Consider the following 9,991-nt stretch of genomic DNA (forward strand, 5'->3'; position numbering starts at 1 on the left):
ACCACCTGCCGCACCTGCGCCGCTGGCTCACCGAGCACCTCACGCCCGGCGAGCGCGCCGACGACCCCGCCCTGCGCGCCGAGGGCCGCAGGCACGTGCTCACCCAGCTCGACGCGCTCACCCGCTACCCGTTCGTGGCCGAGCGGGTCGCGAGCGGCGCGGTGCGCGTCCACGGCTGGTTCTACGACATCGAGACCGGCGTCGTGTCCACGCACGAGCCGCAGCCCACCGCGCGCGCCGGGTCCGAGGGCCACCGCCGCCCCGCGCTCGAAGCCGCGGGCTTCCGCCCCCTGTGAGCCCTCCCGCGAGCCCGCCCGTGCACCCTCCCGCGAGTCCGCGGCCGAGCCTCCCCGCGAGCGCGGAAGCCACCCCCACGAACCTCACGGAGCCCCCAGTGACCGAACAGCTCCAGCAGCCCGTCCCCCGCGAGCGCGGGCCGGGCCGCAGGACCCGCCTCGGGTCCACCCTCGTCCCCGACCTCGGCGCCTCGCTCGTGGTCTTCCTGGTGGCGCTGCCGCTGTGCGTCGGCATCGCGGTGGCGTCCGGCGTGCCCGCCGAGCTGGGCATCGTCACCGGCGTGGTCGGCGGCGTCGTCGTCGGCCTGCTGCCGGGCAGCACCATGCAGGTCAGCGGCCCGGCGGCGGGCCTGACCGTGCTGGTGGCCGACACCGTCGCCACGCACGGCGCGGCCTCGCTGGGCCTGATCGTGCTCGGCGCGGGCCTGCTCCAGGTCCTCCTCGGCGCGCTGCGCCTGGGCCGCTGGTTCCGGGCCATCTCGCCCGCCGTGGTGCAGGGGATGCTCGCCGGGATCGGCCTGGTGCTCATCCTCGGGCAGCTCTACCCGCTGGTGGGCCGCGCCGCGCCCGGCACGACGGCCGAGAAGTTCCTCGGCCTGCCCGCGCTGGTCCCCGACCTGCCGGGCCCGGCGGCGGCGCTCGGCGCGCTGACCGTCGTGGTGGCCGTGCTGTGGAAGCGGCACGCGCCCCACCGGCTGGCGAGGGTGCCCGGCGTGCTGGTGGCCGTGGTGGTCGCCAGCGCGGCGGGGGCGGCGTTCGACGTGCCGCGCATCCAGGTCGGCGCGCTGGCGGACGAGCTGACGTTCGTCGGCGAGGCCCCGGTCACGCCCGCCCTGATCGGGGCGGTGCTGACCTTCGCGCTGGTGGCGTCGGCGGAGAGCCTGTTCAGCGCGGCGGCGGTGGACCGGATGCACGACGGGCCCCGCACCCACTACGACCGCGAGCTCGTCGCGCAGGGCGTCGGCAACACCCTGTGCGGGCTGGTCGGCGCGCTGCCGATGACGGCGGTGATCGTGCGCAGCGCGGCGAACGTCGACGCGGGCGCCCGGACCAGGGCGGCCAGGGTGCTGCACGGGGTGTGGCTGCTGGTGTTCGTGGCGCTGCTGCCGCAGACCCTGGCGGCCATCCCCCTCGCGGTGCTGGCGGGCCTGCTGGTGCACGCGGGCTGGAAGCTCCTCGCGCCGCGCGGGGTGCTCGCGCTGGCCAGGACCGACCGGGCCGAGGCGGCGGTGCTGGTGCTGACCGCGACCCTGATCGTCACCACCGACCTGCTGACCGGCACCCTCGCCGGCCTGCTGGCGGCCGTGGTCAAGACGGCGTGGGACGTGTCGCGGCTGAGCGTGACCGTGGACGGCGACCGCGTGGAGGTGCGCGGCAACGCGACGTTCCTGCGGCTCCCCCAGCTGCTGGACCGCCTGGAGGCGGTGCCGGGCGACCGCAGGCTGCGGCTGGACATGGCGGGCGTGCGGCACCAGGACCAGGCGTGCCGCCAGGCCGTGGAGCAGTGGGCGGCCAGGCGGGGGGACGTGGAGCTGATCGGGCCGGGCGCGGGCTGATCACGCTCGGGCGGCGCGGGGCCACCGGTCCCGCGCCGCCCCTACGGCGAGACCACCTGCGCCAGGAAGAACACCGCCCCGGTGCGGGCGTGCCGCACCAGCAGCAGGTGCGGTCGGTCCACCCGCACCACCAGCGGTTCCGGGGCGGGCCGGAACGCCGCCGCGCGCGTCAGCACCGCCGTGGCCGCGGCCCCCTCCAGCCCCTGCTCGTCCACCCGCAGCACCGCCTCGTGCACCACCTCGCCGACCACCAGCCTCGGGTCCGGGCTGAGCGCGCCCAGGTCCGCGCCCGCGCCGAACACCGCCCGCACGCCCAGGCCGCGCAGCGCCCCGCCCAGCCGGGCGGAGAACTCCAGCCGGGCCCTCGGCAGCGACAGGTCCACCCGCCGCTGCTCCAGCCCGTCCAGAACCTCGGGCACGCCGTCGAGCGCGCCCAGCCCGCCGTCCGGCAGCAGCACGACCAGCTCCACCCCGCCCTCGGCGGGCAGCGCGACCGCCTGCCACCCGGCGCGCGCGGCGTGCCGGGCGTTCGCGGTCACCCGCATCGTCGGGACCGGACGGGTGCCGGTGGGGGTGTGGAACGGCCGGTCGGCGGTCGCGCGCTCGGGGAACGCGGTCATCCACGCGGTCTTCAGGTACAGCGCGTTGACCAGCACCGACACCGTGTCCGCCCGTACCGAGCCCGGCCGGAGCAGCTGCGGGACCAGGTCGCGGGTGGTCTCCGCGACGTCGGCGTTGATCAGCGCGCGGGCCGCCTCCGGGTCGTCCGCGAACGGGGCCGAGCGGGCGGCGCCACCGGGCCAGTCGGCCAGCCGCCGCAGGAAGCCGTCCACCAGCGGCAGGTCGTCGGCGGCCCACAGGGTGTTCGCCACGGCGAACTCGGCGGGCGCGCCCACCCCGCTCTCCCGCACCAGCTCGGGACCGCCGGGCCCGAGCAGCGCCAGCAGCTCCTCGCGGGTCCGCCCGCGCGCCGCCTCGGCCAGCAGACCGAGCGCGCTGGCGACCGAGTACGGCGACCAGCAGGCGGACCGGGTGCGGTCCGGGGCCAGCGCGTCGTGCAGGGCCAGCGCGAACGTCAGGTGCCCTCGGTCGCGCACCCGATCACCTCCACACGTCGTCCGGGAACCGGGTGGGCGCCCTCAGCCACCACCCCAGTGTGCCACCGGTCACAGCCCCTCCACGTGGCTCCGGTGCCACGCCACCGCCTGCGCGTCCGTCAACAGCGACACCTGGTCCACGATCACCCGCAACCGCGCCGCGTCGTCCCCCGCCGCGTGCCAGGCCGGGGCGAACGCCGGGTCCAGCGCCCCCGGAGCCCGCTCCAGCAGGGCGTGCGCCAGCTCGGTGATCAGCTCCCGCTGCCGCTCCTGCTTCGCCCTGCGCACCGGGTCGCTCATCACGTACCGCACCGCCATCGCCTTCAGCAGCGCCACCTCCGCCGCAGCCCGCTCCGGCACCACCAGCCCCGCCGCGTACCGGGTCAGCCGCCCGTCGCCGTGCTCGGCCCTGGTCGCCCCCACCGCCGCCGACGCGAACCGCCCCACCAGCTCGCTGGTCAACCGCTTGAGCGCGAACTGGGCGCGCAGCGTCGCGTCGTAGTGCCCCAGCTCGGCGATCACCGGCAGCACCGCCAGCTCCTGCGCCACCGCCTCCAGCTCTGCCACCGACCGCGTCGAGAACCGGTTCGCCACCGCCAGCTCCGCGATCGCCGTCCGCTCCTCCGCGACCCCCAGCGAGTACAGGTTGATCCGGTGCGCCAGCACCCCGTCCTCGACGTCGTGCACCGAGTACGCCACGTCGTCGGCCCAGTCCATGACCTGCGCCTCCAGGCACCGCTCCCGCCCCGGCGCGCCCTCCCGCACCCAGTCGAACACGTCGAGGTCGTCCTCGTACGCGCCGAACTTCACCAGCCCCGGCTGCCTCGGCCACGGGTACTTCGTCGCCGCGTCCAGGCAGGCCCGCGTCAGGTTCAGCCCCCGGTCGGTCTTCGGCTCCAACCTGGTCAGGATGCGCAGCGTCTGCGCGTTGCCCTCGAACCCGCCGCACGGCCCGGCCAGCTCGTTGAGCGCGCGCTCCCCGTTGTGCCCGAACGGCGGGTGGCCGATGTCGTGCGCCAGACCGGCGGTGTCCACCAGGTCCGGGTCGCAGCCCAGCTCCTCGCCGATGCCCCTGCCGATCTGGGCGACCTCCAGCGAGTGCGTCAACCGGGTGCGCGGCACGCCGGTGACCTCGGCGCCCTCGCCGGGGCCCACCACCTGGGTCTTGCCCGCCAGCCTGCGCAGCGCCGCCGAGTGCAGCACCCGCGCCCGGTCCCGCGCGTACGGCGTGCGGCGCTCGGTGCGCGAACCGGGCAGAACGGCGGCCTTCGGCGGTTCGGGGAGGAGCCTGGCGCCGTCGTGGTCGGAGTAGCCGGGGTTCATCCGAACACCGTAGGGGAGGGCGGGCGACCCGGACGTGGCCGGGAGACGACCGCCGTGTGGAGATCGGCTTTTAGATCGGGATGTCGTCCACGGCGTCCACCGGGGCCTTGAGCAGGTGGTAGTACATCAGCGCCATGGTCTCGCGGCGGATGTAGTAGAGCTGCATCTCGCGGGTCTGCACGTTCGGGCCGCTGCGCGTCGGCGACGTCCACGCGTCCAGGCCCTGGTCCTCGGCCATGGTGCGGGCCCGCAGCGAGTGCCACGGGTCGCTGACGATCACCGCGGTCCTGAGCGAGCGCTCGTGCGCCCGCTCCGCGACGGCCTTGATGCTGCCCAGCGTGTCGGTGCCCTCGCCGATCTCGATCACCCGGTCGGCGGGCACCCCGCGCTCCTCCAACCAGATCCGGCCCGCCTCGCCCTCGGTGAAGTTGTCGCCGGGCTGACGGCCGCCGGTGGTGACGATGTAGTCCACCACGTCCTGCTCGTAGAGCCTGCGCGCGTGCTCCAGCCGGGCGGCCAGGACGTCCGAGGGGACCCCGTTGTACTGCGCGGCGCCCAGGACCACCGCCATGTCCGCGTGCGTGCGGTCGTCGTCCCTGGCCACCTGCCAGACCCGGAACGTCGTGCCCCCTGTGACGATCAGGACGATCGCGATGCCGCCCAGCAGGGTTCTCTGGACGTAGCGGCGGAGCCGGGCCAGCAGCGTCATGCGCACCCGGTCATGGTTCCACAACGCGGGGTGCGGGCCGTTCGGCAGCCGCCCGGCGCGGCGGGGGAGTGGTCGGTTCGGGTGAACGCGACCGGGACGGGGGCGACTGCGGGTTCCCGGTTGCCGGGGCGCGCGGGGCGTTGCCAGGATCTGGGGATGCCTGCGGAGCAACCGACGATCCTCGCCACCTCGGGTGGTTTCCGCGCCGGGCGGCGCACGTCGCTGGAGTTCGGCGACCTGGTGCGGTTCGCCGTCGAGCTGTCCGGCGCGACCGGTCGGCCCCGGCTGCTGCACGTGGGCACCGCCAACGGGGACCAGCGGTTCTTCAACGCGCACCTGAGCGAGGCCGGGCAGCTCGCCGGGTGGGACGTGGCGCACCTGAACCTGTTCACCATGCCGCCGGTGGACGACGTCGCCTCGTTCGTGCTGGAGCACGACGTGGTGTGGGTCGGCGGCGGGTCGGTGGCGAACCTGCTCGCGGTGTGGCGGGTGCACGGGCTGGGCCCGGTGTTCCGGCGCGCCTGGGAGGCCGGGGTGGTGCTCGGCGGGGTGTCGGCCGGGGCGATCTGCTGGTACGAGGGCGGGGTGACCGACTCGTTCGGGCCCGAGCTGCGCGTGGTGCGCGACGGGCTCGGGTTCCTGCCGTACGGCAGCGGGGTGCACCTGGACTCGGAGCCCGCGCGGCGGCCCGCCGTGCGCGCGGCGGTGGGCGGCGGCGAGCTGCCGGTGACGCACTGCACCGACGACGGGGCCGGGCTGCTCTACCGGGGGGTGGAGCTGGTGGAGGCGGTCGCCGAGCGCGACGGCGCCGGGGCGTGCGTGGTGTGGCCCGACGGGAGCGGCGGGGTGGTGGAGGAGGCGCTGGACGTGCGGCGGCTGTGAGCCGCCGCGCCCTCAGCCCGCCTCGGCGACCCTCGGCCCGTCGGAGGCAGGTCCGTCGGAGGCAGGTCCGTCGAAGTCCACGTGCCCCAGCTTGTCCGGGTTCGAGATGTCGTAGAGCGCCACGACCAGCCCGTCCCGCACCACCACCGACGTGATCCGCCGCGACACCTCCGGGCTCGCCTGCCGCAGCAGCCCCAGGTCCCCGTTCACCAGCACCGGCCGCGCGTCGCCCAGCCCGCCGTGCTTGAGCGTGAGCCCGAGCATGAACCGCGCCACCCGGTCCGCGCCGACGACCTGGTTGATCGCCGCGCGCGCCTTGCCGCCGCCGTCGCTGATCACCAGCGCGTCCGGGTGCAGCAGGCTCAGCACGGCCTGCACGTCACCGGCCGCCAGCGCCGCCACGAACCGCCCCAGCACCTCGCGCTGCTCGGCCAGCGCCACGCGGGGCGGCGGGTCCGCCGCCGCCGCCGCGCGCCTGCCCCTGGACGCGTGCTGCCGCGCTGCCGCGACCTCCACGCCCAGCACCGCCGCGATCTCGTCGAACGGCAGCCCGAACGCGTCGTGCAGCACGAACGCCACCCGCTGCTCGGGCGTCAACCGGTCCAGCACGACCAGCGCGGCCATCCGCACCCCGTCGTCGCGCACCACCGCGTCCAGCGGCTCGTCCACGACCTCGCCCACCAGCGGCTCGGGCAGCCAGCTGCCCACGTACCGCTCCCGCCGCACCGCCGCCGACCGCAACCGGTCCAGGCACACCCGGCCCACCACCGTGGTCAGCCACGCGCGCGGCTCGCGGATCTGCGCCCGAGCCCGCTCGGACAGCCCCGACAGCCGCAGCCACGCCTCCTGCACCGCGTCCTCGGCGTCCGCGACGGACCCGGTCAGCCGGTACGCCACCCCCACCAGGTGCGCGCGGTGCTCCTGGAGCTCCAGCGCCAGGTCCGAGCCGTCCGGAACCCCGCCGTCCCCCGTGGTGGTCACGAGCACCAGTCTGCCAGCACTAGACTCGGTCGCCGTGGCAGGACGCATCCGGGAGACCGACATCGCGCTGGTGCGGGACCGCAGCAGCATCGAGGACGTCGTCGGCGATCACGTCTCGCTGCGCCGAGCGGGCGGGGGCTCGCTGAAGGGCCTGTGCCCGTTCCACGACGAGAAGTCGCCGTCGTTCAACGTCCGCCCCAGCCACGGCACGTTCCACTGCTTCGGCTGCGGCGAGGGCGGCGACGTCATCGCGTTCATCATGAAGATCGAGCACCTGGGCTTCGTGGAGTCCGTGGAGCGGCTCGCGGACCGCGCGGGCATCCAGCTGACCTACGAGGGCGGCGGCGCGACCATCCAGCGCGACCGCGGCACCCGCAGCAGGCTGCTGGAGGCGCACCGGGCCGCCGCCGAGTTCTACGCCGAGCAGCTGGCCACGCCGGACGCGATGCCCGCCCGCGAGTTCCTGGCGCAGCGCGGCTTCGACGAGGCCGCCGCCCGCCAGTTCGGCTGCGGCTTCGCCCCGCACGGCTGGGACAAGCTCACCAAGCACCTGCTCGGGCGCGGGTTCGAGCTGACCGAGCTGATCAAGGCGCAGCTGACCAAGGAGGGCCGCCAGGGCCCGATCGACCGGTTCCACCGCAGGCTGCTGTGGCCCATCCGGGACCTGGGCGGCGACGTGGTCGGGTTCGGCGCGCGCCGGATCTTCGACGACGACCCGATCCAGGCCAAGTACCTGAACACCAGCGAGTCGCCGATCTACAAGAAGTCGCACGTGCTGTTCGGGCTGGACCTGGCCAAGCGGGAGATCGCCAAGCGGCGGCAGGCCGTGGTGGTCGAGGGGTACACCGACGTCATGGCGATGCACCTGGCGGGCGTGCCCACCGCGGTCGCGTCGTGCGGCACGGCGTTCGGCGCCGACCACATGAACGTGCTGCGCAGGCTGCTCATCGACGACTCGGTCAACGGCGAGGTCATCTTCACCTTCGACGGCGACGCGGCAGGGCAGAAGGCGGCGCTCAAGGCGTTCGAGGGCGAGCAGCAGTTCTCGGCCCAGACGTACATCGCGGTCGCGCCGGACGGCATGGACCCGTGCGAGCTGCGGCAGGAGAAGGGCGACGTGGCCGTGCGCGACCTGGTCGCCAGGCGCACCCCGCTGGTGGAGTTCGCGATCAAGGCCCAGCTGCGCGACTACGACCTCGACTCGGTCGACGGGCGCGCCGAGGCGCTGCGGAAGATGGTGCCGTTCGTCGCGCAGATCAAGGACAGCTCCAAGCGCGACGGCTACGCCACGAGGCTGGCGTGGTGGGTCGGCTGGGAGGACGAGGCGTCGGTGGTGAGGCGGGTCCGCGAGACCGCGACCGGCACCGCGAAGGCCGCCCCGCGCCGCCGCCCGGTCGACCCGAACCAGGGCGCGCTCGACGTGGCCGTGGACGCCCCCCCGCGCCCGAACCCGCGCGACCCGGCGCTGTGGCACCAGCGGGAGGCGCTGAAGGCGGCGCTGCAGGTGCCGGAGATGGTGAGCCCGTACTACGACTCGCTGCCGGACGAGGCGTTCACGAACCCGCTGTACCTGGCCCTGCACCGCGCGCTGCGCGAGGCGGGCGGCACCGCGTCCGGCCTGACCGGGCCCGCGCTGGTGGACGCGGTCGGCCAGGCGTGCCCCGTGCCGTCGGCGAGGCCGCTGCTGACGGAGCTGGCGGTGGAGCCGCTGCGGACCAAGGGCGACGAGTACCGGTACGTGCAGAGCGTGCTGGCGCGGTTGCAGCAGGTTCTCGTCGGGGCGCAGATCACCGAGATCAAGTCGAGGCTGCGGCGGGTGTCGCCGATCGAGGAGGCGGACGAGTACCGAGCCTTGTTCGGGGACCTGATCGCGCTGGAGGAGTACCACAAGGAGCTGGGGCAGCAGGGCATCAACGGCCTGTAGCTCTTGGCTTGGCTTTTGGTCGGGCGGACGCTGTGGTTGGGGGCTTGCTGATGGGTCTGTGGGACAGGTTGTTCGGTTCGGGCGCGCCGGAGGGCTTCACCGGGGCGCTGGAACCGGAGGAGCACGTGGCCGCCTCGGCGCCGTCCGGCGAGGGCTGGCTGGTGGCGACCCCGCTGGGCCTGTGGCTGCCGGAGCAGCCCCCGAGGCGAGTCGGGTGGCACCTGGTGAGCAAGGCGACGTGGGACGGCAAGGCGCTGACGGTGACCGAGGCCGTGGAGGACGAGGTGGTGACCGCCGAGACGGGCGGCACGGCCGTCCTGCTCCGAGACCTCCGCCCGGTCCGCTACGCCGTGGAGCGACCGGGAAAGCTGACCGACCAGGTGCACCAGCGGGTCACCCAGGCGATTCGCCAGCGGCGCCGCGACAACGTGGTGGGGGCGTGGTTCCTGCTGCGCAAGATCCCCGGCAGGGACGGCGCGGTGCTGCACGTGCGAGCGGACGCAGGCGCCGCCCCGGACCGCGTCCGCGCCGCGGCGGTGGAGCAGGTGACTGCCCTGGCGACGGGCACCGCCCACTGGGACCCGGCGTAGCGCGGACGGCAGAGGGGGTTCGGGAATCCCTCGTCCGAGTGAACCCCACATCCCCCGAATCCCACCCTGCTGCTCGTCACGGCCCGTGCCCGCAGAACTGGACCACTGCCTGACTGGGCAGTGGTCCCACCTCGGTTGAGGGCATCGACGCAGGTAGGACGGCGGATGATCGCCCGATCGCCACGGGCAAACCCATGGGCAAGGCATGACTAAATGATCATGATAAAGTCTGTTTCCGCTGGTGGAGTGCGTAGGACGGGTGGGGTTCGAACCCACGACCTGACGGATTACAAGTCCACTCTGCCGTCATTTGTCAAGCTGACTCGGCATCACTCGCCATCAGGCCGCTTAACGTCCGCGAACGACCACTGTGGACCGTGCGCTGTGGACGTCTGCCGTCATTAAACGAGGCAAAGACGTGGCACCTCACGTCCCGGTGACCCTCAGTTCCGAGGGCAAGCCGGTGGGCTGGTCGTCGCCGCCAAGGCGGCGAGCTGTCCACGGGCGCGGCAGCCGAGCGCCCCGACCACCGCACCTGTGGACCACTCGGCGCTCGTACTAGCTGCACTAGCGCTTCGGCTTTGGCTTTGGCGGGTGTTCCTCCAGCAGTTCCAGCAGCTTGTTCAGTGGGAT

At 74.3% G+C, this 9,991-nt stretch carries 9 protein-coding genes; 5 read left to right on the forward strand and 4 right to left on the reverse strand.

The window, feature by feature from the left end; genetic code table 11:
• Window positions 1-296: carbonic anhydrase (locus tag ACTUAL_RS01645; RefSeq protein WP_440899016.1), on the forward strand; the 296-nt coding region annotated here is incomplete at its 5' end.
• A gap of 98 nt (window positions 297-394) precedes the next feature.
• Window positions 395-1,852, forward strand: coding sequence for a SulP family inorganic anion transporter (locus tag ACTUAL_RS01650; RefSeq protein WP_096491919.1), 1,458 nt, complete (start codon window positions 395-397; stop codon window positions 1,850-1,852).
• A 41-nt stretch (window positions 1,853-1,893) separates the two neighbouring features.
• Here ACTUAL_RS01650 and ACTUAL_RS01655 read toward each other — a convergent pair whose 3' ends face one another.
• The 3 genes from ACTUAL_RS01655 to ACTUAL_RS01665 all read right to left on the reverse strand — a co-directional run bounded on the left by ACTUAL_RS01655 (window position 1,894) and on the right by ACTUAL_RS01665 (window position 4,981).
• Window positions 1,894-2,949 carry a serpin family protein gene (locus ACTUAL_RS01655; RefSeq protein ID WP_440899017.1) on the reverse strand — a complete coding sequence of 352 codons (1,056 nt, stop codon included), beginning with the start codon at window positions 2,947-2,949 and terminating at the stop codon, window positions 1,894-1,896.
• Between the two features lie 69 nt (window positions 2,950-3,018).
• Complete coding sequence (locus tag ACTUAL_RS01660) at window positions 3,019-4,272, reverse strand: deoxyguanosinetriphosphate triphosphohydrolase (protein ID WP_440899018.1); 1,254 nt, start codon at window positions 4,270-4,272, stop codon at window positions 3,019-3,021.
• A gap of 70 nt (window positions 4,273-4,342) precedes the next feature.
• Window positions 4,343-4,981: a YdcF family protein gene (locus ACTUAL_RS01665; RefSeq protein ID WP_096497646.1), complete on the reverse strand. Its 639-nt coding sequence runs from the start codon at window positions 4,979-4,981 to the stop codon at window positions 4,343-4,345.
• Between the two features lie 156 nt (window positions 4,982-5,137).
• Here ACTUAL_RS01665 and ACTUAL_RS01670 point away from each other — a divergent pair, with 156 nt between their 5' ends.
• Entirely contained in the window at window positions 5,138-5,863 is a 726-nt protein-coding gene (locus ACTUAL_RS01670; RefSeq protein ID WP_440899019.1) for a Type 1 glutamine amidotransferase-like domain-containing protein, read from the forward strand.
• A 12-nt stretch (window positions 5,864-5,875) separates the two neighbouring features.
• On the opposite strand, the gene sigJ is transcribed toward ACTUAL_RS01670, so the two are convergent.
• Window positions 5,876-6,850, reverse strand: coding sequence for an RNA polymerase sigma factor SigJ (gene sigJ, locus ACTUAL_RS01675; RefSeq protein WP_440899020.1), 975 nt, complete (start codon window positions 6,848-6,850; stop codon window positions 5,876-5,878).
• Window positions 6,851-6,878: 28 nt separating this feature from the next.
• On the opposite strand from sigJ, the gene dnaG reads away from it, so the two are divergent.
• Both dnaG and ACTUAL_RS01685 read left to right on the forward strand, forming a co-directional pair.
• Window positions 6,879-8,768, forward strand: coding sequence for a DNA primase (gene dnaG / locus ACTUAL_RS01680; RefSeq protein ID WP_015800117.1), 1,890 nt, complete (start codon window positions 6,879-6,881; stop codon window positions 8,766-8,768).
• Between the two features lie 50 nt (window positions 8,769-8,818).
• Window positions 8,819-9,358, forward strand: a complete 540-nt coding sequence (locus ACTUAL_RS01685) for a hypothetical protein (RefSeq protein WP_440899021.1) — start codon at window positions 8,819-8,821, stop codon at window positions 9,356-9,358.
• Window positions 9,359-9,991 lie beyond the last annotated feature (633 nt).

The organism is Actinosynnema sp. (genome assembly GCF_052038725.1).